Genomic DNA, 20,068 nt, shown 5'->3' on the forward strand with positions numbered 1-20,068 from the left:
GAAAGGGGGGCAGCCCCCTCTTGAGCCGCTCGGCTCAATCTATCCCGGGGATATTTTGGGCCAAATGGAGTGTGGCGCTGGGTCATTTGCCAACCTTCCATGCAAGATCCTTGGGGCCGGTGCCGACCGGAGATTTGATTGACGGGAATTCCGGCTGGCTTTGGGCGTCTGCCGGTGCTTCGGCTTTTTCGATCTTGACCTTGAGGTCAAACCACGCGGCCTGTCCTGTGATCGGGTCGGAATTGGCCCAGCGCAGACCGTCGCCCTTGGGCGGCAGCAATTCGTGGATCAGGTGGTTGAGCAGGAATCCTTTGGTTGCCTCGGGCGCGTCGGGCTGCAACGCCCATGCCCCTTTGCGTTTGCCGATGGCGTTCCATGTCCAGACGGTGTTGTCGTTCAACGCCGCCATTTCCATCACCGGCACAGTGATTTCTCCGTGCGGAGAACTGACTTTGGCCCAGTCCCCGTCCTTCAGTCCGTGTTCGCACATCAGCTTGGTGGGAACATACAGCGGGTTGCGCCCGTGCAGTTGCCGCAACCAGGCATTCTGGGTGCCCCAGCTGTGATACATCGCCATGGGGCGCTGGGTCAGGGCGTTTACGGTGAAGCCTTCGTTTCCGGTCTGGTCGGTCTCGTACCAGATCGGAAGCGGGTCCATGGTTTCCGTGATGCGGCCGCGCAGGTGGTCGGGGGGCTGGCGGTCACCATGGCCTTCGGCGGCCAGCTGGAACTTGCGCATCGGTTCGGAATAGAGCTGGAACAGGTAGGGTTGCGGGCTGTCATACAGGCCCATTCCCACTGCCCAGTCCTGATAGGCGGCGTTCCAGGGTTTGTAGAACAGGGCCTCGTCCGGGATGTGTTCCAGGTAGAAGCCGCCATTCTCGATATAGCGGTCCAGTTGGTTCGGGTTCACGTCGCCTCGACCCACCTGCGAGCCATCTGCGCCGCGGAATCCAGCCAGTGGGCCGATGCCTGGCTTGCGCTGATGGTTGACCATGTAGTCGGCATAGTCCGTGTATTTGGCCGAGCCGTCCTCATCGGTGAAACCCGGCAGACCCAGCTTGTTGGCCAGCTGGATCAGCACCGTCTGAAATCCGCGCACGTCGCGATCGGGTTCGATCACCGGCCAGCGGATCGCATCTGCGGCACCGTCGGCCTCGCAGATCGGGCGGTCGAGGAGCGAGATGCAGTCATGCCGCTCCAGATAGGTGGTGTCGGGCAGGATCAGGTCGGCATAGGCCACCATTTCCGAGGAATAGGCATCGGAGTAGATGATCCGCGGAATCACGTAGTCTCCATTGTCATCCTTGTCCGTCAGCATCTCGATCACGCCCTTAGTGTTCATGGTCGAGTTCCAGGACATGTTGGCCATGTACATGAACAGCGTGTCGATCTTGTAGGGATCGCCCGCGTGAGCGTTCGAGATCACCATGTGCATCAGCCCGTGGCTGGACATCGGGTTTTCCCAGGTAAAGGCCTTGTCGATGCGCGCCGGGCTGCCATCGGCCTTCAGGGCCAGATCTTCGGGGCCGCGCACGAAACCCAGATGCGGGCCGTCCAGGGGCGAGTTTGGCGTGACCTTGCAATGGGGGGTCGGGTGTGCTTCGACCGGCTTCGGATAGGGCGGCTTGAAGCGGAACCCACCCGGAACTTCGACCGTGCCAAGCAGGATCTGCAGCACGTGCAGCGCGCGGCAGGTCTGGAATCCGTTGGCATGGGCCGAAACGCCGCGCATCGCGTGCATGGCCACCGGCCGGCCGATCATCTTGCTGTGCTTTTCGCCCCGGAAGTCAGTCCATTCCTGGTCCAGCTCGAAGGCCTCGTCAAAGGCGACGCGCGCCAGTTCACCGGCGATGGCGCGGATCCGGCTGGCGGGTATGCCGCATTCTTCGGCCACCGCTTCGGGGGCGTATTCGTCGCTGAGGTATTTTTCCGCCATCAGGTGAAAGACCGGCCGGTGGGTGATGCCGTCCATTTCATAGGTGGCGGTCAGGTCCGGCCGGACGCCCGGTTTGTCGAAGGCCGTCGGTTGCCCCGTGACCCGGTCAATCACCAACGGCTTGCCGTCCGCGTCCCGCAGAAACAGGCCCTTTTCAGGACCTTCGGCGGCATTCATCAGGACAGGGGCGTTGGTATAGCGGCTCAGGTAATCCAGGTCGATCCTGCCGGCTTTCATCAACACATGGATCAGCGACAGGATGAACAGCCCGTCGGTCCCGGGCGTGATGCCGACCCAGTCATCGGCCACTGCGTTGTAGCCGGTGCGGATCGGGTTCACCCCGATCACGCGGGCACCGCGCGCCTTGATCTTGCCGATACCCATCTTGATCGGGTTGCTGTCATGGTCTTCTGCCACGCCGAACAGCATGAACAGCTTGGTGCGGTCCCAATCGGGCTGGCCGAATTCCCAGAACGCGCCGCCCATCGTGTAGATTCCGCCGGCCGCCATGTTGACCGAGCAGAAACCGCCATGGGCCGCATAGTTGCAGGTGCCGAAATTCTGGGCCCAGAAGCTGGTGAAGGATTGCGACTGGTCGCGGCCGGTGAAAAAGGCGAGCTTCTCGGGGTTGTCCTCGCGCAACGGTTTGAGCCAGCCGACGGCGATGTCCAACGCTTCGTCCCAGCTTATTTCCTCGAACTCACCTGACCCGCGCGGACCCACCCGCTTGAGCGGAGCGCGCAGGCGTGACGGGGCGTTGACCTGCATGATGCCCGCGCTGCCTTTGGCGCACAGAACCCCTTTGTTCACCGGGTGGTCACGGTTGCCCTCGATGTAAGCGACCTTGCCATCCTTCATGTGGACGTTGATCCCGCATCGGCAGGCACACATGTAGCAGGTTGTCTTGCGAACCTCGTCCGAGACCTTGGGAGACGTGTCGAGGATTGGCTGCTGATGGGTCATTTGCGGATCCAGTCGTTTGCGTCGGGACGAACTTGTCACTTTCAGCCCGGATTTAGAATACTGTTCTGACGATGGCGCCAGATTTGATGGTCATGTTCCCAATGCCTGCAGCACGGTCACGGCGATCATCTGTTCGACATCCTCGGCGCTGCAGCCGCGGGACAGATCATTCGCCGGTCGGGCCAGACCCTGCAGCACCGGGCCGATCGCCATGTATCCACCGATCCTCTGGGTGATCTTGTAGCTGATGTTCCCCGCGTCCAGATTGGGAAAGATCATGACGTTGGCCTTTCCGGCCACTGTCGATCCCGGAGCCTTTTTCTGGCCGACGGGGGGGTGAAAAGCCGCGTCGAATTGCAGCTCGCCGTCGACATGCAGCTCGGGATGCTGTTCGCGCAAAAGACGTGTTGCCTCGGTGACCTTGTCGACACCGGGATGACTTGCGCTGCCTTTGGTCGAAAAGCTCAGCATCGCCAGCGACGGCTGTTCCCGCAGGATGGCCCGGGCCGACTGGGCCGAGGCGGCTGCGATATGGGCCAGCTCCGATGCGGTCGGATCAATCACGAGCCCGCAATCGGAAAACAGCATCGCGCGCGCATCAGGTCCGCCCTGGTCCGGCGGGTACATCAGGAAAAACGAGGACACCAATCCGGCATCCGGGGCCAGGCCGATCACCTGAATCGCCGTGCGAACTACATCACCGGTCGTGTGGACAGCGCCACCGACCGTTCCCGTGGCGCGCCCTGTCCGGACCAGCATGGCCGCGTAGACCAAGGGCGTTTCGGCGGCGGACCGGGCCGACACCGCATCCACGCCCTTGTGCCGGCGCAGATCGTGGTAGATGGCCGCGAACTCCTCGGTCAGCGGCGACTCGGTCGGGTCATGGATGGAAAGGCCATCGCCCGGTGCGGCGCCCTGCGCCAGCAACTCGGCTTCGATTTCTGCCCGCGGACCGACAAGGATGATGTCGGACAGCCCTGCGGACCGGGCGGCAAGCGCCCCCGCAACGATGCGGGGATCACTGCCTTCGCTCAGAGCAACGACTGGCCGGATTGGCGGAGCTTGCTGACGCAACAACTCGATGGGTGTCAGGGTCATCCGCTCCAGCTCCGTTCCCGCTCAGACCTGCTGCGGCACCATGTCGTCGGCCGAAATGCCGGCCACCGCCACAGGCTTTTTCATCGCGTCGCGGCGGAACGGTTCACCCAGTTCCTGGTTGATCAGGGCTTCGATCAGGGTGGTGATGCCGTTCTTCTGGTCTTCGATGGCCTGATTCAGGGCGGCGGTCAGCTCGTCCATGGTGCGGGCGACGACACCCTTCAGGCCGCAGGCTTGGGCGATGCCGGCATAGGACACTTTGGTGTCCAGTTCGGTGCCCACGAAGTTGTCGTCGAACCAAAGGGTCGAGTTGCGTTTTTCCGCGCCCCACTGGTAGTTGCGGAACACGATCTGCGTCACGGCAGGCCATTCCTCGCGGCCGATGGCGGTCAGCTCGTTCACCGCGATGCCGAAGGCGCCGTCACCGGCAAAACCCACTACGGGCACGTCCGGGCAGCCGATCTTGGCGCCGACGATGGCGGGCAGGCCATATCCGCACGGTCCGAACAGGCCGGGGGCCAGATACTTGCGACCTTCCTCAAAGGACGGGTAGGCGTTGCCGATGGCGCAGTTGTTGCCGATGTCCGAGCTGATGATCGCTTCTTTCGGCAGCGCGGCCTGAATGGCGCGCCATGCCATGCGGGGGCTCATCCAGTCGGGCTTGGCCGCGCGTGCGCGCTCGTTCCAGCTGGTGCCTGGATCGTCGTCCTCGTGGTCCATGCTGCTGAGCTGCTGGGCCCAACGCGACTTCTTCTCGGCAATCTTGGCCTTGCGTTCGGCGCGGCCTTCGTCTCCGGCCGTGTCGCTCAGCTGCGCCAGGATGCCATTCGCCACCTTGGCCGCGTCGCCGACGATACCGACCGAGACCTTCTTGGTCAGGCCGATCCGGTCGGGGTTGATGTCGACCTGGATGATCTTGGCGTCAGCCGGCCAGTATTCCATGCCATAGCCCGGCAGGGTCGAGAACGGGTTCAGGCGCGTGCCGAGGCACAGGACCACGTCGGCTTCCTTGATCAGCTCCATCGCTGCCTTGGACCCGTTGTAGCCCAGCGGGCCGGCAAACAGCGGATGGCTGCCGGGGAAGGCGTCGTTGTGCTGGTAGCCGACGCAAACCGGCGCATCCAGACGCTCGGCCAGAGCCTTGGAGGCCTCGATGCCGCCTTTGGCCAACACCACGCCCGCTCCGTTCAGGATCACGGGATTCTTGGCGTTCGACAGCAGTTCGGCGGCCTTTGCGACTGCGGTTTCACCGCCTGCGGGACGCTCGAAATCGACGACCGCGGGCAGTTCGACGTCAATGACCTGAGTCCACATGTCACGCGGGATGTTGATCTGGGCCGGGGCGCTGGCGCGCTTGGCCTTCATGATCACGCGGTTCAGAACCTCGGTGACGCGGGACGGATCGCGGACCTCTTCCTGATACGCGACCATGTCCTCGAACAGTTTCATCTGCTCTACTTCCTGGAAACCACCCTGACCGATGGTCTTGTTGGCCGCTTGCGGTGTGACCAGCAGCAGCGGTGTGTGGTTCCAGTAGGCGGTTTTGACGGCAGTGACGAAGTTGGTGATGCCGGGGCCGTTCTGCGCGATCATCATCGACATCTTGCCGGTGGCGCGGGTGTAGCCGTCGGCCATCATGCCGGCGCTGCCTTCATGAGCGCAGTCCCAGAACATGATCCCGGCCTTGGGGAACAGGTCCGAGATCGGCATCATGGCCGAGCCGATGATCCCGAACGCGTGTTCGATGCCGTGCATCTGCAGAACCTTAACAAAGGCCTCTTCTGTCGTCATTTTCATTTGGACGCTCTCCAAGCAATGGTGGAAACGGTCAGGCGATACGCCTTGGCTTGCCATTGGTTTTGGCGCAACGGGGGCATCTGGGTTAGGGCCAGACACGGCGCCGGAGTAGGTCCAGTGTTGCCTCAGCAGGCTCGGATTGCGGCCGCAACCCGCTCGATTCCCGCAGGAATCCGGTCAGCCGAAATCGAGGAATACCCCAGGCGGTAATAGTTCCTGGGCCGATCCGGCCCCGAGAAGAACGCAGCACCGGGCTCGATATGAACACTCTGATTTTGAAGCGTTTTCGCCAATTCCGCGGTGTCGACATGGTCCGGTGCCTTCATCCACATCGACGATCCACCAAAGACGCCGCGCCCGGCCACGGTCAACCCGTTCGCCTCGATCGCGTCCTCGATCGTCTTGCGCCGCTGCATCAGAGCCTTGGACATACGCCGTATCTGAGCATCATAATGCCCGAGCGACAGGAAATAGGCCGCCGTTCGCTGGATATGGCCGGGTGGGTGTCGGAAAACGAGCGACCGCAGCGCGCGGGCCTCGCGGATGAACGGTTCGGATCCGACCATGTACCCCAGCCGCAACCCCGGGAACAACGACTTGGAAAAGCTGCCCACGTAGACCACACGCCCGTCCTTGTCCAAAGACTTGAGCGCCGGTGACGGGGCACCCAGAAAGGCCATCTCGAACTCATAGTCATCTTCGACGATCATCGCGTCCAGTTCGCGGGCGCGTTTCAACAGGTCGTGACGCCGGGCGACGGGCATTGTCGCAGTTGTCGGACATTGGTGGCTGGGCGTGGTGTAGATCACATCGGTGCCGTCCGGGATGGACTCGGGCGGCAACCCATCCTTGTCCACCCGCAATGGTGTCATCGAGGCATCCGAGCAGCGCATAAGTTCGTGCAGAGCGTAGTAGCTGGGATCCTCGATCGCCGCCTTGCGCCCTTGGCCCAGAAGAATGCGCGAGGTCAGCCACAGGGCGTTCTGAGCGCCCAGCGTGATCAGAATTTCCTCGGGCCGTGCAGCGATACCGCGGCGGGGCAACGTGTGGCGAGCGATGAACTCGATCAGCAATGGATCGTCCTGATCCACGTAGTCGCCGGTCAGCGAGTCGAAATCCTTGTGGCCAAGGGCCCGAACGGCGCAGAGGCGCCAGTTCGCATGATCAAACAGGGTGCGGTCGGCCTGGCCGTAGATGAACGGATAGCTGTATTCCCGCCAATCCGGTGGCTTGGCCAGAAAATCACCGTCGGAAAAACGGCGGGCCAGTGCGGCGTCCCAGTTGACGGTTTCTTCGCTGCGCTGAACCGGTGTGTATTTCGGCGGCACTGGCGCGTTCTGCGACACGTAGTACCCGGACCGGCCTTTGGCCGTCAGATAGTCATTTGCCAGCAACTCGGTATAGGCCAGCGTCACGGTGATGCGGCTGACACCCAGATGCGCGGCCAGTTTGCGCGACGACGGCAGTTTCTCACCGACATGAAAGCGGCCTGACAGGATGCCCTCGGCAATCATCTGCTGGATCTGCGCCTGCAGAGTGCCCTGACCGCCCGGTTTCAGAAAGAAGGTTTCGACCGAAATTCCCATGCCTCGTTATATGTTGGACTTAAATGCAGGGCAATCTGGACTTATTCAGGATCAACGGAAATTTACCCATACGGTTGACACGGGCATAGCTCGTCACTAAAAAACTAGAAATCTAGTTTAATGGAGATAACCAAATGTGGGAAAAAGCTGCTGCAGGGTTTTCGGCGATGGGGTCCGAGGCGCGATTGCAGGTGCTCAAGACCCTTGTGCGGGCCGGACAGGCTGGTCTGACGGTCGGAGAGATCCAAAGTCGGACTGGGATGGCACCGTCCACCCTGGCGCATCACCTGCGATTCCTGGCGGCAGGCGGCGTGGTCGAGCAGGAGAAATCCGGGCGGACCACAATCAACCGAGCATGTTTCGATGAATTGAGATCACTGGCGCAGTTCATCCTCAGCGAATGCTGCGCGGATGAATCCAGAAAGGTTACCAACGATGGCTGAATTGACCCAATCCCCGAAGGCCGTTGGTCAAACCCTGTCCGGTCTGCTGAAGACACCCTGGGCCCTGATCGTGGCGATCCTTGTGCTTGTGGCCATTCTGGACCCAGGCAATTGGGTGAACGTCACGACTTTTGCAGCCAAGGCTCTGGTGCACACCGGTCAGTACATCCTGTTTGCAGTGCTGTTGCTGTCCTACCTCAAGGCCAGCGGGGCCGAGACTATGGTTGCCCGGGCCTTCGAGGGCCGCGAAACCCGGATGATCCTGCTGGCCGCGTTGTTCGGCGGGTTGGCTCCGTTCTGCTCCTGCGAGGTGATCCCGTTCATCGCAAGCCTGCTTGCATTGGGTGCGCCCTTGTCGGCGGTCATGGCCTTCTGGCTGAGCTCGCCGTTGATTGACCCGCCCACGCTTTTGATCACGGCGGGCGCTTTGGGCTGGCCGTTTGCGATCGGCAAAGCCGTTGCAGCCGTTGCACTGGGATTGTTCGGCGGGTTCGCGGTGCGTTTTCTCATGCGTCAGGGTGCCTTTGCCCAACCTTTGCGCCACTATGAACCGGCCGGATGCTGTGGCTGCGGTCCGAAGAAAGACAAGCTGCTTTGGCGCTTTTGGCAAGAGCACGAACGCCGCGTCCGGTTCCGTCGGGAATTCGTGCAGAACGGCCTGTTCCTGCTGAAGTGGCTCGCTCTGGCCTATGTGCTCGAGGCGCTGCTGGTCAGCTATGTTCCAGCTGATCTGATCGCGCGGCTGGTTGGTGGCGACGGTGCGGTGCCGATCGTGATCGCCGCCTTTGTCGGGATGCCGGCCTACCTGAACTCGTATGTCGCGCCGCCGCTTCTGGCCGGCCTGATGGAGCAGGGGATGAGCGCGGGCGCGGCGATGTCCTTCATGATCGCCGGGGCCGTCAGTTCCATTCCGGCCATGGCGGCTGTCTGGTCTCTGGTCAAACCCCGTGTGTTCGCAGCCTATATCGGGCTTGGGATTAGCGGAGCCATTGCAGCAGGGATTCTGTTCCAGCTTTTGTAAGAAGAAAACCGCCCGGAGTATTCTTCGGGCGGTTCTGTATATCAGCTTGCGCCGCAGTTGCTTGGCAATTTGAACCGATAGCGCGGTTCGCCGCTGTCCACGAAAACCCGTTTTTCCACACAGGCCGTGGTTCCGACACTGCGCGCGATCGGCGCCTCGGTCGCGGTGATTGAAGTTGCCGATCCGTCCGGCAATCGAACCGACGCGATGACCCCGTTCTTGAGATCACCATTGATTGGCGTAGCCGACAGTACAGGAACGGTCATATACGCTTCGTGTTCGTGTTTCCCATCGCCGCTGAACAGCAGCAGACCGGCAGCTACGGCGATAACGGCCACGCCGCCCAGAATGGCCAGTCCCTTGGTTTTTGCGAAAGCGTAAATCGAAACCGCCCGGTGCGGCCCGAAGATAGACGATAGAATGTTCAGCATGGTCCAGTTCCAAAAAGGCCCCGGTCCATCGGACCGGGGCCAGCACAGTGTCAGTTGCGCAGATCGTCCTCGTCGTCTTCTTCGGCGCCGCCCTTGGGCAGGTTGAAGAAGCTGTCGGCATCCACCACTGCTTCGTCTTCTTTTTCCTCGTCGCCGTCGTCGGACAGCGAGAAGGTTTCCAGCCCCTCGATCGCCGTGGGGATCTTGGGAGCGGCATCCATTTCCAGCGACTGTTCGGTCGAGACCAGCTTGCGGCGCTCGTCATCGCTCATGACGCCACCTTCGGCGGCCTTCTTCGCAGCGGCTTTCTGGACGGCGGCATCCAGTTCCGACTGTTTGCACAGGCCCAGCGCGACCGGGTCGATCGGCTGCATATTGGCGATGTTCCAGTGGGTGCGCTCGCGGATCGACTGGATCGTGGGCTTGGTGGTTCCAACCAGTTTGGCGATCTGGCCATCGGTCAGCTCCGGGTGGAACTTGACCAGCCACAGGATCGAGTTCGGTCGGTCCTGACGCTTGGACAGCGGCGTGTAGCGCGGACCGCGGCGCTTTTCCTCGCCGGCGGCGGCCGGGTTGAACTTGAGCTTCAGCTTGTGCAGCGGATCTTTCTCGGCCTTGTCGATCTCTTCCTGAGTCAGCTGGTTGTTGGCGATCGGGTCGAACCCCTTGACACCTGCCGCCACATCGCCATCAGCGATGCCTTGCACTTCCAACTCGTGCATGCCCACGAAATCCGCGATCTGCTTGAAGCTGATCGTGGTATTGTCCACCAGCCAAACGGCGGTTGCCTTGGCCATCAGGGGTTTTGCCATCAGCCCGTCTCCTTTGAATACATCTGTCCCGTCGCCGGAATTCGGCGGCCCCGTGGTCTTGGGGCAGGTTTCCGTTGTCGGGGAACTTGGCCCGTATATAGTCGTGCAGATGCAAGAAGGGAAGAGGCGAATGCGCTGGGCGTTGTTGGGGCCGCTGGTGTGGATTTTGGGCGCGACGGCCGCGCTGGCCGATGGCGAGAAGTCGGGCGTGTTCGACTATTACGTCCTGTCGCTGAGCTGGTCGCCCAACTGGTGCGCCCGCGAAGGCGACGCGCGCGGATCCGACCAGTGCGATGCGCGCCACGATCACGGCTGGATCCTGCACGGATTGTGGCCGCAATATCACCAGGGCTGGCCGTCCTATTGCCCGACAGCCAAAGCACCGCCGTCCCGCGCGATGACCCGACAGATGGAAGATATTCAAGGCAGTTCGGGCCTGGCCTGGCACCAGTGGAAGAAACACGGCACCTGTTCGGGCCTGTCTGCGGTGGACTATTACGAGCTGTCCCGGCAGGCTTATGAGCGCATTACCCGACCGCCGGTGTTTCGCAAATTGGACAAAGCCGTGAAACTGCCGGCGCGCGTGGTCGAGGATGCCTTCCTCAGTGCCAATCCAAGGCTCGAGCCGGACATGATCACCGTCACTTGCAAGCACGGTTACATCGAAGAAGTGCGCATCTGTCTGTCACGTGATCTGGACCCGGTGCCCTGTGGGCGGGACGTGATCCGGGACTGCACCGCTTCGGATGCGTTGTTCGATCCGATTCGCTAGAGCTTCTTGTTCTGGCAGTCCCGCGCATAGTCCAATGCCTTGGCGGTGCCTTTCAGATCGATCGCCAAAACCCGCTCGCCCGCGGGGTTGTAGATCGTCATCGTCTTGTTCTGGGCGATGGCCGCAACAAAGTTCCGGTCGGTGAAGAACACGGTCGCACCGGGCACCCGATCCTGCTTGAACCCGATGGCTGTGGCGTCAAAGCTCTTGCCGTCCAGCTCGAACCGGATCGGATAGGATTTGCCGGGCTCGATGTTGCCCCACCCCTTGTGGAAAACGGTGAAATAGCCCCGATTGTCCAGAGCATCATAGCCCAGGCGCACCACGGACAGGTCCTGATACACCGTCTGGATCAGACAGCCGTTGCCCAGATTGGGGTCCATCATGATGTTCCAGCCTTCGACGAACCCCTTGTCGACCAGTTGCTGTGACCACGCGGAAGTGGCGGTGAAGGCGGCGAAGGTCAGGGCGAGAAGGCGTTTCATGGCGGGTTCCGATATCAAATGGGTCAGGCTAGGGCATAGTACACGGTGCGGGGTCGACGGAAAGATCATTCTAGGCCTCGGCAGCAGTGCATGATGATCTATGTGCATGGAACAACACGGCTTTGCCTTGTGGGGCGGGCGCTTGAAACAAGGACGTTGCAAAATACGTCTTGCCCAATAGACCAAGGAGCAAGCCATGCCTCAACATCCAAGAACATTCTCTCACATCGGGTTGTCCGTCCCGAACGTGGACGAAGCCGTGAAATTCTATTCCGAGGTTTTGGGATTTTACGTGATCATGCCGCCAACCCACGTAGTCGAGGATGACACGGACATCGGCGTGATGTGCACGGACGTGTTTGGCCCGAATTGGAAAAAACTGCGTATCGCGCATCTGGCGACCGCCGATCGTATCGGGATCGAGCTTTTTGAGTTTGATGGAAACTACGCGCCGGAAAACAACATCGACTTTCGCAGGAACGGGACGTTCCATTTCTGCGTCCAGGATCCTGATGTCGAAGGCTTGGTGGAAAAAATCGTGGCGGCCGGCGGGAAACAACGCATGCCTATCCGATACTACTACCCCGGCGAGAAACCCTACCGCATGGTCTATGTCGAGGATCCGTTCGGGATAGTCTTCGAGATCTACAGCCATTCCTATGAATTGACCTACTCGTCGGGTGCCAACACCTGACCGATGGGTAAAGTGGTACCTTGCAATCGGGGAGGGGCGAGAGCGTGCTGCTTGCAGGCAGCACGCGGCGGCTACAGTTCTTTCCGCGCCCGCAGCGCTGCGGTGATGGTCCCGTCATCCAGATAGTCCAACTCGCCCCCGATCGGCACGCCCTGCGCCAGCGAGGTCAGGCGGACCTGTCCTTCCAACTGATCTGCGATGTAATGGGCCGTGGTCTGGCCGTCGACGGTGGCGTTCAGGGCCAGGATTACTTCCGTGATGTTTTCGGCGGTCACCCGGTCGCGCAGCCGGGGGATCCGCAGGTCTTCCGGGCCGACGCCGTCCAGCGCCGAGAGCGTTCCGCCCAGCACGTGGTAGCGGCCCTTGAATACGCCCGCGCGTTCCATCGCCCACAGGTCGGCCACGTCTTCGACCACGCACAGCTCACCGGTGGCGCGGTCTTCGGAATTGCAGATGTCGCAAATGTCCGTCGTGCCCACGTTGCCGCAGTTCAGGCATTCGCGTGCGGTGGCGGCGACCTGCTGCATGGCGTCCGACAACGGCGTCAGCAGCAGGGCGCGTTTGCGGATCAGGTGCAGCACCGCCCGCCGGGCCGAGCGCGGTCCCAGCCCCGGCAGCTTGGCCATCAGATCGATCAGGGCGTCGATGTCACTGTTCGAACTCATGGCCTGTCCTGCGTGGCTTTGGCGGCGGGGGTTTGAGGGGCGAAGATCAGAACGGCAGCTTGATGTCCGCCGGGAGGCCCATGCTTTCGGTCAGCTTGGCCATTTCTTCCTGCGACCGCTCGGCGGCTTTGGTCTGCGCGTCCTTGATTGCGGCTAGGATCAGGTCCTCGACCACTTCCTTGTCGTCGCTGTTGAAGATCGAGGGGTCGATGTCCAGACCTTTCAGTTCGCCCTTGGCCGAGGCCGTGGCCTTGACCAGGCCCGCGCCGGATTCGCCGACGACCATGATGGTGTTCAGCTCTTCCTGCATCTGCGCCATCTTGGTCTGCAGTTCCTGCGCGGATTTCATCATCTTGGCCATGTCGCCCAGACCGCCGAGTCCTTTGAGCATCTGTGTGTCTCCTGTCATTCGATTTGCGGCCTAAATACGGGCCGTCTGCGTCCTTCACAAGGGCAGCGCGCCTTCTGCGCGGATGATCAGTCTTCCTCGAACGGGTCCCATTCGTCTTCGACCTCGGGCAGGGCTTCGGTTTCGACCTTGGCCGCGCGGTCCTCGGGTGTTTCAATCCGGGTGATGCGGGCCTTGGGGAACTGTGTCAGAACCGCCTGAACCAAAGGGTGTTCTTCGGCCTTGGCCTTCAGCGCCAGCTCGGCCGCGTCGCGCAGTTCGGCGATGGTGGGCGCGTCCCCGTCCGAGACGATCGAGACCGCCCAGCGATTGCCGGTCCAGCGCTGCAGCGCGGACCCGAGCCGCGCGGCCAGGTCGGTTGGGGCCTTTTCGGTGGGCGTGAACTCGATCCGGCCCGGCTGGTACGAGACGAGGCGGACGCCGTTCTCGACCTCGACCAGAAGCTTCACGTCGCGGTTGGCGCGGATCAGCTCGACCACATGCTCAAACGTTGGATAACGCGCCAGCGCGGTCTGCACGTCTTGGGCCAACGCCGCCGTGGGCGCGCCGCCCACACCGCGCGGGGTGGGCGCATGGGCCGAGGCCGTCGCGGTCACGGGCGGGGCGGTGTTGCCGGCAACCGGAACGCCGCCCCCCGGCCCGCCGACGGGCGGCGGAGGGCTGTCCTGAAGGCGTTTGATCAACTCTTCCGGGCTGGGCAGATCGGCCACATGGGTCAGGCGGATCACCGCCATTTCCGCGGCCATCATGGCGTTGGGGGCGGCCGAGACTTCCTCTAGTGCCTTCAGCAGCATCTGCCACATCCGGGTCAGCGCCCGCATCGGCAGCGCCTCGGCCATCTGCTGGCTGCGGGTGCGTTCATCGGGCGAGACGGTGGGATCTTCGGCTGCGTCGGGGGTGATCTTCACCACCGAGACCCAATGCGTGATTTCGGCCAGATCGCGCAGCACCGCCAGCGGGTCGGCGCCCTCGGCATATTGCGCGCCCAGTTCGGTCAGGGCCCCGGCCGCATCGCCGCGCAGGATCATGTCCATCAGGTCCAGCACGCGGCCCCGGTCGGCCAGTCCCAGCATCGCGCGCACCTGGTCGGCGGTGGTTTCGCCGGCACCATGGCTGATTGCCTGATCCAGCAGCGAGGTCGCATCCCGGGCCGAGCCTTCGGCGGCGCGGGTGATCAGTGCCAGCGCGTCATCCGAGATTTCCGCGCCCTCGGCGGTGGCGATCTTGCGCAGCAGGCCGATCATCACTTCGGGCTCGATCCGGCGCAGGTCGAACCGTTGGCAGCGCGACAGCACGGTGACCGGAACCTTGCGGATCTCGGTCGTGGCGAAGATGAATTTCACATGCTCGGGCGGTTCCTCCAGCGTTTTCAACAGCGCGTTGAAGGCGCTGGTCGACAGCATGTGGACTTCGTCGATGATGTAGATCTTGTACCGCGCGCTGGCGGCGCGATAGCGCACGCTGTCGATGATCTCTCGGATGTCGTTCACGCCGGTGCGGCTGGCGGCGTCCATTTCCAGCACGTCCACATGGCGACCTTCCATGATGGCCACGCAATGCTCGCACTGGCCGCAGGGTTCGGTCGTTGGGCCGCCATTGCCGTCGGGTCCGATGCAGTTCATGCCCTTGGCGATGATCCGGGCCGTGGTCGTCTTGCCGGTGCCGCGGATGCCGGTCATGATGAAGGCCTGCGCGATCCGGTCCGCCTCGAACGCGTTTTTCAGCGTGCGCACCATGGCATCCTGACCGACCAGGTCGGCTAAGGTTTCCGGGCGGTATTTTCGGGCGAGAACCTGATAGGCGGGGCTGGACTGTGTGGTCATGTCTGCTCTGACGGATTCGTACTGACGATGCAGGGTAGAGTTCCAGGTGCCCCGCGTCCACAGCACCGGTGCAGGTTTTTCGCTTTGGCGAGCGCGCGGTGTGAGGCATACTGCGCGGATCAAGTTCAATCAGCCAGTTTCGGGGGGAACGTCTGATGACAAATCTTGTGGTTCATGCATTGCAGGTGGGCGGCGGTACGCTGGCCCTGACCTCGGTTCCCGGCGGTGGTGGCGACTATGAGGGAGACCTGGACCTGATTTCAGCCTGGGCGCCGGGGCTGGTGATTTCGATGACAACCCTTGCCGAACTGGTTTCTGTGGGTGCGGGCGAATTGGGCTGTGACATTCATCGGCGCGCCTGTCGGTGGGCGCATCTGCCGGTCGCCGACTTCTCGGCGCCGTCGACCGAGATATCCGGCCGCTGGCCCGAAGTCAGCGCCGCCGCCCGCCATGCGCTGTCGGGCGGCGGGCGGGTACTGGTCCACTGCCGGGGCGGTTGCGGACGGTCGGGCATGGTTGTTCTGCGCTTGATGATCGAAAGCGGCGAGCAGCCGGAACAGGCCCTGAAACGCCTGCGGGCCGTACGCCCCTGCGCGGTTGAGACTGATGCTCAGATGGACTGGGCCGTCGCCCCGGCGCGCGAGGCACTGGCGACCTGACCTTCAGGCGGTTGCGCGGAACTCGCGCTCGGCTCTGACCACGGGCATGATCGCCGTGGCCTGCAGCATCGCACAGGGTCGATCGCCGATGACCTGCGAGGGCAGGGCTTCGCTCTGGTCGTCAAACAGCATGTCGGCGTAGGTATCAAGGCAGTCGGACGGGGTGTCGGCGGCCGCTCCGCAATACACGCGGATCCGTTCGGGACGTGCATCGAACCGCGCCGTGCAGCCATGTTCGCAATGGGCCAGTTCGCTACTGCCTTCCACTTGGAAGTCGGGGGATGTAGCGGCCTGCGCCGTCGCCATTGCCTGCGCGATGGCCCGTGCCATGCGCGCCAATGCCGGGCAGGTCTTTCCGGTGCGCTGGCAGATGGTTGCCGCGAATTCATGGGTATCGGTCTTCCAAATCATGTTGCGCCCTCCGCGCGCTGGGCGAGGTGGATTTGGACAGACGCCGGTTTCAAGGCCAGACCCTGCCCGGACACCCCGTCCGAGTTTCGGTTTCACGTTTGATGGCAGGTCTCCTGACTTGCGGGTCTTTGCTTTGCCGACCTTCCCAACCTTGCGGTCAGTGGTATTTAGGCATCGCTCTCCGCCTACAGTTGCGGGGGCAGTCGCGGCCTTGGTCCGCTCCGGAGTTCCGGGTTGGACCGCACCGTGTTCCCTTTTCATCCCGGACCGAAACGGCACGGGAACCATCCCCTCATCGCTAGCGGTGTATCCGGGATCGAGTCAAGACGGTTTCAGCCCGGTTGCCGGAGTGAGTCCCAAGGGAACAGATCAGGCAGTCTGCGCAGCACATTCGAATCCCTGCGGGCACGGGCCAATTGCCAGCCGCCTTGCATCACGATGAACAGGGTGTCCGCAGCATTTTCAGGGTCGGAAACTCCGAACCGCGCGGCGTGGTTTCGAACTTCGATGATCCAGCTTTCATACAGACGGTCGGCATGTTCCCGAAACGCGCGGTTGTCGGGGCTTTCGAACAGGGTGGCGGCGATCGGGCAGGTCTCCCATTGGGCCGAGGTGTCGAACAGCTTCGCGATCTTGTGGCACAGGGTGGTGACCCCGTCGCGAAAATCCGCGGCGTCGTCGAATGCCGCAGCGATCATGCTCAACATCCCGTCCGAGGCCCAACTGGCCGCCGCCAGGGCCAGATCCGGCTTGCCCTTTGGAAAATGGTGATAAAGCGAACCCTTGGGGGCTTGCGCTTCGGCCAGCAATTCCGCCAGACCGACACCGTTATAGCCCGAGCGCTGGAACAGTCGGGCGGCAGTCACGATCAGGCGATCTTTGGTGTTTGGTGGACGTTGGGTCATGCAGGCCAAATATTGACAGACCTAGACCAATTGGTCCAGACACAAAGTATTAGACCGATCGGTCCAGAGTGTTTGGAGGCAAAGATGTTGGATTCGCAGCACGCGGTTGACGTGGAAGACTTTAAGTTTCCGTCGGGCCAGACCCAGCTGGCGGCGCGGCTTTACACTCCGGCGGTCGAGCCGCAAACCGTTGTTGTGCTGAACGGCGCAACGGGAGTGCCACGTGACTACTATCAGCACTTTGCTCGCTGGCTGGCCGCCGAGCGCGGTATGGCTTGCCTGACATATGATTACCGGGATTTCGAGCATTCGCTGACCGGGCGGCTGAAAGACTCGAAGGCCACGATGGCGGACTGGGCGCTGATCGACATGCCCGCAGCGCGTGCCGAGATGCGCCGTCGATACCCGCAGGCAAAACTGTGGGTGATCGGGCATTCGGTCGGTGGAATGCTGGGTCCGCTGCAACCGGAAATCGAACAGATCGACCGGATGATCTGTGTGTGCGCAGGTTTGGTGACGGTGGCCGATCACCCGTGGCCCTACAAGGGCTTGGCGACTTTGTTCTGGTATGGCCACGTGCCACCTCTGGTGCGTCTTCTGGGGTACCTGCCGGGGAAACTTCTGGGATTCGGAGCCGATTTGCCGGCGGGCGTCTATTGGCAATGGCGCAAGTGGTGTACATCGCCCACCAGCTATCTGCCCGAATTGGGAGACACGCTTCCCCAAGCGGATTGGAGTCGGGCGAACGCCACGGCGGATATCATTGCGTTCGAGGATGACCAGACTGTGCCACCGCCCGCCGTCTGGCGGCTGGCTGAACTCTATGGTCCGACCGCCCGTCGGCATTTGTTGCAGCCGAAGGATTTCGGACTGTCCGAAATCGGTCATATCGGCGCCTTCGCCCGGCGCAGCAGTGCCGTTTGGCCGCGATTGATCGCCTGACCCGCCCGCAAGCGCGGTTTTCAGGAACAACGACGAAATACAGAGGTTGGATTGACCGGGCCGAATACGTGGCGCGGCGTCAAGTGAGAGGTTGGACATCGACCCAAGCGGGGCTCGTTGTGGCTGCTTCCTTCCGGACCTGACCAGGTTGGCGAGGCGCTTGCCCGCGCCAACCTCTCGACCGACGATATAGGCATCACGCACCCGCTTGGCAACCCGTCACAAAGACAGGCGTACCCTAAGAAACCCGCGCGCGTCCTGCCCGTCGGTGGTGGCTGCAAAGTGGTCGAGCTCGCGCAGGTAGTTTGCAGCGCGTGGCCCGGTCTTCAGAATCACGGACCGGCCCGCCTGCGGAACAAAGGAAAAGCTTTGGGCGGTGTTTTCCACCGGATCCGGACCCAATCGTCCCGCCAGGTAGTCGCGCAAGATTCCCTGGAGGCTCAGCGGCGGCACCGGGATCAGGCGGGCCGGGTCTGGGACGGGAAAGTTGCCGCCGCCATTGGCTCGGTAGCTGTTTGATGCAACGACGAATTGTTCATCCGGATCGACGGGGCGGCCCTGAAAGGCAAGATCGCGCAGGCGGGAATGGGACGTGTCGATCAACTGGCCGCCTAAATCATATCGCGCGGGCTGGGTCAGATCGAACCTGTAGGTCACCCCATGCAGCACGTCGAAATTGTGCCCGGTGCCCTCGGGGTCGATCAGAACCTGCTCGTCGCTGTTTCCAAGTTGGGAAAACTGGGCAGCCGACATCTCCAGCCACTCGGTGATCTGGCGGCCATCCAGCAGCATGGCGGCCAGTTGGTTTGGGAACACATGCAAGTCCGAGACATGCCTTACGGTGACATCGCCAGCCGGGACTTCGGTATAATGCCGTGGTCCGGCCCGGCCTCCGAATTTCGAAGGTGCGGCTGCGGACAGAACAGGGAGGGTTTCAAAGGCCGTTCCGGCCAGAACCGGTCGCAGGGCTGCCGCCTGTGCTGCGGCGACCAAGTTCAGCCCCTGATCCACCCCGCAAAAGGTGAAATAGCTGTGCAGGGTACGATTGATCCGGCCCACCGGCTGGGCAGCGGCTTTGCGGGTCGCCTTGTGGGCGGCGGCAAAAAGTTCGACCATCTCAGGGTCTTCAGGAACGACCCGAGCGCCGGTTTCAGCCCCGCCCGGGCAGATCGCGCGCAGATGCGCGCTGTGACCAGCAATTCTCGCTTCTCCCATGGCGTTCACGGCAAGCGTCAGGTCGATCACCCCCAAATGCGACCCCGCTGATCCGGGCATGACCACGGGTCTGGCCTGCTGCGGGTTACCATCGCTTGGGTCGGGAAGTGTCAGGTGCGTGTGTCCGGCCACGATTGCAACAATACCGTCCAGAGCAGAAAGCTGTGCGACCACATTTTCCGACATCGGCGCGGCGTCGGGCTCGCCTAGGCCGGAATGTGCAAGAGCCACAATCAGGTCACAGCCCTGACGACGCAAATTCTCGGCCATCCGGCGCGCTGAGGCGACGGCATCCTCGGCTGCAACCTGGCCTTCCAATTGTGGTGCTTCCCACTTCACCGTCTGCGGCGGCAGGATCGAGAAAACGCCAATTCGGACAGGAATGCTTTGGCCGTTGATGTGGACATGACGGGTCAGGATGGACTGTTTCTGCCAGGGCGCCCCCCCGGTCAGACACTGCATGTTGCTGCACAAAACCGGGCAAGGTGCCCGAGAAACGATCCGGCCCAGAGCCGGCAGACCAAAGCCGAAGTCGTGGTTCCCCAGCGCAATTGCGTCGTAGCCCAAACGCCCAAAGGCGGACATCAAGGGGTGGGTCGCGTCGGTCTGCGCGACCGCCCAGTCACCCAGAAGTGTCCCCTGAAGGGAATCTCCGTTGTCGAACAGCAGGACAGTTGCATTTGCGTCTTCCGCCTCTTGACGTGCAGAGCGGATCAAACTGACGGTTCGGGTGAAGCCCACACTTGGTTCCGGCCGGTCCGCATAATAGTCGAAACTGGTCAGATTCATGTGCAGATCGGTCGTCGCAAGAATCCGGATGTGCGCGGTTTTTAAGTGGGGATGTACCTGAAGCAGGGAGGATTTCAGAGCCAATTTTCTTCTTTTAGGTGCTGTTGTGCATACGTTTTCACTGAAAGGTAGAATACAGGTAATCGTCAGGGCTTCCATGCGTCCTTTGCGACAACGATGCTTTTTGCGAGTGTGAATTCCCATTGCAC

Annotated in this window: 19 protein-coding genes, 1 other RNA gene and 1 riboswitch; of the genes, 6 read left to right on the top strand and 14 right to left on the bottom strand. The window is 62.1% G+C overall.

Features of this window, described 5'->3' with window-relative positions; translation table 11 throughout:
- Positions 1-82: 82 nt before the first annotated feature.
- The 4 genes from GOW72_RS02740 to pdxR form a co-directional block, all read right to left on the bottom strand.
- On the bottom strand, positions 83-2,902 hold the full coding sequence (locus tag GOW72_RS02740; RefSeq protein ID WP_170364977.1) for a molybdopterin oxidoreductase family protein: 2,820 nt from the start codon (positions 2,900-2,902) through the stop codon (positions 83-85).
- A gap of 90 nt (positions 2,903-2,992) precedes the next feature.
- Positions 2,993-4,000, bottom strand: a complete 1,008-nt coding sequence (gene pta, locus GOW72_RS02745; protein WP_170364979.1) for a phosphate acetyltransferase — start codon at positions 3,998-4,000, stop codon at positions 2,993-2,995.
- A 21-nt stretch (positions 4,001-4,021) separates the two neighbouring features.
- Positions 4,022-5,797, bottom strand: a complete 1,776-nt coding sequence (gene xsc, locus GOW72_RS02750; RefSeq protein WP_093964302.1) for a sulfoacetaldehyde acetyltransferase — start codon at positions 5,795-5,797, stop codon at positions 4,022-4,024.
- A gap of 125 nt (positions 5,798-5,922) precedes the next feature.
- Complete coding sequence (gene pdxR, locus GOW72_RS02755; RefSeq protein WP_170342345.1) at positions 5,923-7,383, bottom strand: MocR-like pyridoxine biosynthesis transcription factor PdxR; 1,461 nt, start codon at positions 7,381-7,383, stop codon at positions 5,923-5,925.
- A gap of 134 nt (positions 7,384-7,517) precedes the next feature.
- Here pdxR and GOW72_RS02760 point away from each other — a divergent pair, with 134 nt between their 5' ends.
- Both GOW72_RS02760 and GOW72_RS02765 read left to right on the top strand, forming a co-directional pair.
- A complete protein-coding gene (locus GOW72_RS02760) occupies positions 7,518-7,826 on the top strand; it encodes an ArsR/SmtB family transcription factor (protein ID WP_170364981.1) in 309 nt (102 codons plus the stop codon).
- Positions 7,819-8,847 carry a permease gene (locus GOW72_RS02765; RefSeq protein ID WP_170364982.1) on the top strand — a complete coding sequence of 343 codons (1,029 nt, stop codon included), beginning with the start codon at positions 7,819-7,821 and terminating at the stop codon, positions 8,845-8,847. Before GOW72_RS02760 ends, GOW72_RS02765 begins: the two co-directional genes overlap by 8 nt.
- A 41-nt stretch (positions 8,848-8,888) precedes the next feature.
- Here GOW72_RS02765 and GOW72_RS02770 read toward each other — a convergent pair whose 3' ends face one another.
- Complete coding sequence (locus GOW72_RS02770) at positions 8,889-9,278, bottom strand: hypothetical protein (protein ID WP_170341377.1); 390 nt, start codon at positions 9,276-9,278, stop codon at positions 8,889-8,891.
- A gap of 50 nt (positions 9,279-9,328) precedes the next feature.
- The gene (locus GOW72_RS02775; RefSeq protein ID WP_093964307.1) at positions 9,329-10,090 is read right to left on the bottom strand and encodes a DUF1013 domain-containing protein; all 762 of its coding nucleotides are present in this window, start codon (positions 10,088-10,090) and stop codon (positions 9,329-9,331) included.
- A 130-nt stretch (positions 10,091-10,220) separates the two neighbouring features.
- Here GOW72_RS02775 and GOW72_RS02780 point away from each other — a divergent pair, with 130 nt between their 5' ends.
- The gene (locus tag GOW72_RS02780) at positions 10,221-10,862 is read left to right on the top strand and encodes a ribonuclease T2 family protein (protein ID WP_170364984.1); all 642 of its coding nucleotides are present in this window, start codon (positions 10,221-10,223) and stop codon (positions 10,860-10,862) included.
- Here the strand turns inward: GOW72_RS02780 and GOW72_RS02785 are convergent.
- Entirely contained in the window at positions 10,859-11,347 is a 489-nt protein-coding gene (locus GOW72_RS02785; protein ID WP_170341383.1) for a hypothetical protein, read from the bottom strand. The two genes, GOW72_RS02780 and GOW72_RS02785, sit on opposite strands and share 4 nt — an antisense overlap.
- 196 nt (positions 11,348-11,543) lie before the next feature.
- On the opposite strand from GOW72_RS02785, the gene GOW72_RS02790 reads away from it, so the two are divergent.
- Positions 11,544-12,041 (top strand): lactoylglutathione lyase family protein, encoded by a 498-nt coding sequence (locus tag GOW72_RS02790; RefSeq protein WP_170364986.1) that lies wholly within the window; start codon positions 11,544-11,546, stop codon positions 12,039-12,041.
- A 71-nt stretch (positions 12,042-12,112) separates the two neighbouring features.
- On the opposite strand, the gene recR is transcribed toward GOW72_RS02790, so the two are convergent.
- The 3 genes from recR to GOW72_RS02805 form a co-directional block, all read right to left on the bottom strand.
- Positions 12,113-12,706, bottom strand: a complete 594-nt coding sequence (gene recR, locus GOW72_RS02795) for a recombination mediator RecR (RefSeq protein ID WP_170341385.1) — start codon at positions 12,704-12,706, stop codon at positions 12,113-12,115.
- A gap of 46 nt (positions 12,707-12,752) precedes the next feature.
- A complete protein-coding gene (locus GOW72_RS02800) occupies positions 12,753-13,097 on the bottom strand; it encodes a YbaB/EbfC family nucleoid-associated protein (protein ID WP_005980576.1) in 345 nt (114 codons plus the stop codon).
- Between the two features lie 86 nt (positions 13,098-13,183).
- The gene (locus GOW72_RS02805; protein WP_170364988.1) at positions 13,184-14,938 is read right to left on the bottom strand and encodes a DNA polymerase III subunit gamma/tau; all 1,755 of its coding nucleotides are present in this window, start codon (positions 14,936-14,938) and stop codon (positions 13,184-13,186) included.
- Positions 14,939-15,093: 155 nt separating this feature from the next.
- Between GOW72_RS02805 and GOW72_RS02810 the strand changes: the two genes are divergently transcribed.
- A complete protein-coding gene (locus GOW72_RS02810) occupies positions 15,094-15,597 on the top strand; it encodes a protein-tyrosine phosphatase family protein (RefSeq protein ID WP_093964312.1) in 504 nt (167 codons plus the stop codon).
- Positions 15,598-15,600: 3 nt separating this feature from the next.
- On the opposite strand, the gene GOW72_RS02815 is transcribed toward GOW72_RS02810, so the two are convergent.
- Positions 15,601-16,008 (bottom strand): hypothetical protein, encoded by a 408-nt coding sequence (locus GOW72_RS02815; protein ID WP_170364990.1) that lies wholly within the window; start codon positions 16,006-16,008, stop codon positions 15,601-15,603.
- Positions 16,009-16,094: 86 nt separating this feature from the next.
- Positions 16,095-16,312, bottom strand: a riboswitch (cobalamin riboswitch).
- Positions 16,313-16,340: 28 nt separating this feature from the next.
- Positions 16,341-16,913 (bottom strand): TetR/AcrR family transcriptional regulator, encoded by a 573-nt coding sequence (locus tag GOW72_RS02820; protein ID WP_170364992.1) that lies wholly within the window; start codon positions 16,911-16,913, stop codon positions 16,341-16,343.
- 84 nt (positions 16,914-16,997) lie between these two features.
- Between GOW72_RS02820 and GOW72_RS02825 the strand changes: the two genes are divergently transcribed.
- Positions 16,998-17,855, top strand: coding sequence for an alpha/beta hydrolase family protein (locus GOW72_RS02825; protein WP_170364994.1), 858 nt, complete (start codon positions 16,998-17,000; stop codon positions 17,853-17,855).
- Between the two features lie 81 nt (positions 17,856-17,936).
- Here GOW72_RS02825 and ffs read toward each other — a convergent pair.
- Positions 17,937-18,035: signal recognition particle sRNA small type (ffs, locus tag GOW72_RS02830), an RNA gene on the bottom strand.
- Positions 18,036-18,074: 39 nt separating this feature from the next.
- Positions 18,075-19,943 carry a 5'-nucleotidase C-terminal domain-containing protein gene (locus GOW72_RS02835; RefSeq protein ID WP_280525633.1) on the bottom strand — a complete coding sequence of 623 codons (1,869 nt, stop codon included), beginning with the start codon at positions 19,941-19,943 and terminating at the stop codon, positions 18,075-18,077.
- Positions 19,944-20,068 lie beyond the last annotated feature (125 nt).

It is taken from the genome of Ruegeria arenilitoris (assembly GCF_013032855.1).
Lineage (GTDB): Bacteria > Pseudomonadota > Alphaproteobacteria > Rhodobacterales > Rhodobacteraceae > Ruegeria > Ruegeria arenilitoris.

What these genes read in the sequence shown, in the direction of transcription:
- GOW72_RS02740 (WP_170364977.1), bottom strand. Translation starts at nt 2,902, where the DNA reads ATGACCCATCAGCAGCCAATCCTCGACACGTCTCCCAAGGTCTCGGAC.
- pta (WP_170364979.1), bottom strand. Translation starts at nt 4,000, where the DNA reads ATGACCCTGACACCCATCGAGTTGTTGCGTCAGCAAGCTCCGCCAATC.
- xsc (WP_093964302.1), bottom strand. Translation starts at nt 5,797, where the DNA reads ATGAAAATGACGACAGAAGAGGCCTTTGTTAAGGTTCTGCAGATGCAC.
- pdxR (WP_170342345.1), bottom strand. Translation starts at nt 7,383, where the DNA reads ATGGGAATTTCGGTCGAAACCTTCTTTCTGAAACCGGGCGGTCAGGGC.
- GOW72_RS02760 (WP_170364981.1), top strand. Translation starts at nt 7,518, where the DNA reads ATGTGGGAAAAAGCTGCTGCAGGGTTTTCGGCGATGGGGTCCGAGGCG.
- GOW72_RS02765 (WP_170364982.1), top strand. Translation starts at nt 7,819, where the DNA reads ATGGCTGAATTGACCCAATCCCCGAAGGCCGTTGGTCAAACCCTGTCC.
- GOW72_RS02770 (WP_170341377.1), bottom strand. Translation starts at nt 9,278, where the DNA reads ATGCTGAACATTCTATCGTCTATCTTCGGGCCGCACCGGGCGGTTTCG.
- GOW72_RS02775 (WP_093964307.1), bottom strand. Translation starts at nt 10,090, where the DNA reads ATGGCAAAACCCCTGATGGCCAAGGCAACCGCCGTTTGGCTGGTGGAC.
- GOW72_RS02780 (WP_170364984.1), top strand. Translation starts at nt 10,221, where the DNA reads ATGCGCTGGGCGTTGTTGGGGCCGCTGGTGTGGATTTTGGGCGCGACG.
- GOW72_RS02785 (WP_170341383.1), bottom strand. Translation starts at nt 11,347, where the DNA reads ATGAAACGCCTTCTCGCCCTGACCTTCGCCGCCTTCACCGCCACTTCC.
- GOW72_RS02790 (WP_170364986.1), top strand. Translation starts at nt 11,544, where the DNA reads ATGCCTCAACATCCAAGAACATTCTCTCACATCGGGTTGTCCGTCCCG.
- recR (WP_170341385.1), bottom strand. Translation starts at nt 12,706, where the DNA reads ATGAGTTCGAACAGTGACATCGACGCCCTGATCGATCTGATGGCCAAG.
- GOW72_RS02800 (WP_005980576.1), bottom strand. Translation starts at nt 13,097, where the DNA reads ATGCTCAAAGGACTCGGCGGTCTGGGCGACATGGCCAAGATGATGAAA.
- GOW72_RS02805 (WP_170364988.1), bottom strand. Translation starts at nt 14,938, where the DNA reads ATGACCACACAGTCCAGCCCCGCCTATCAGGTTCTCGCCCGAAAATAC.
- GOW72_RS02810 (WP_093964312.1), top strand. Translation starts at nt 15,094, where the DNA reads ATGACAAATCTTGTGGTTCATGCATTGCAGGTGGGCGGCGGTACGCTG.
- GOW72_RS02815 (WP_170364990.1), bottom strand. Translation starts at nt 16,008, where the DNA reads ATGATTTGGAAGACCGATACCCATGAATTCGCGGCAACCATCTGCCAG.
- GOW72_RS02820 (WP_170364992.1), bottom strand. Translation starts at nt 16,913, where the DNA reads ATGACCCAACGTCCACCAAACACCAAAGATCGCCTGATCGTGACTGCC.
- GOW72_RS02825 (WP_170364994.1), top strand. Translation starts at nt 16,998, where the DNA reads ATGTTGGATTCGCAGCACGCGGTTGACGTGGAAGACTTTAAGTTTCCG.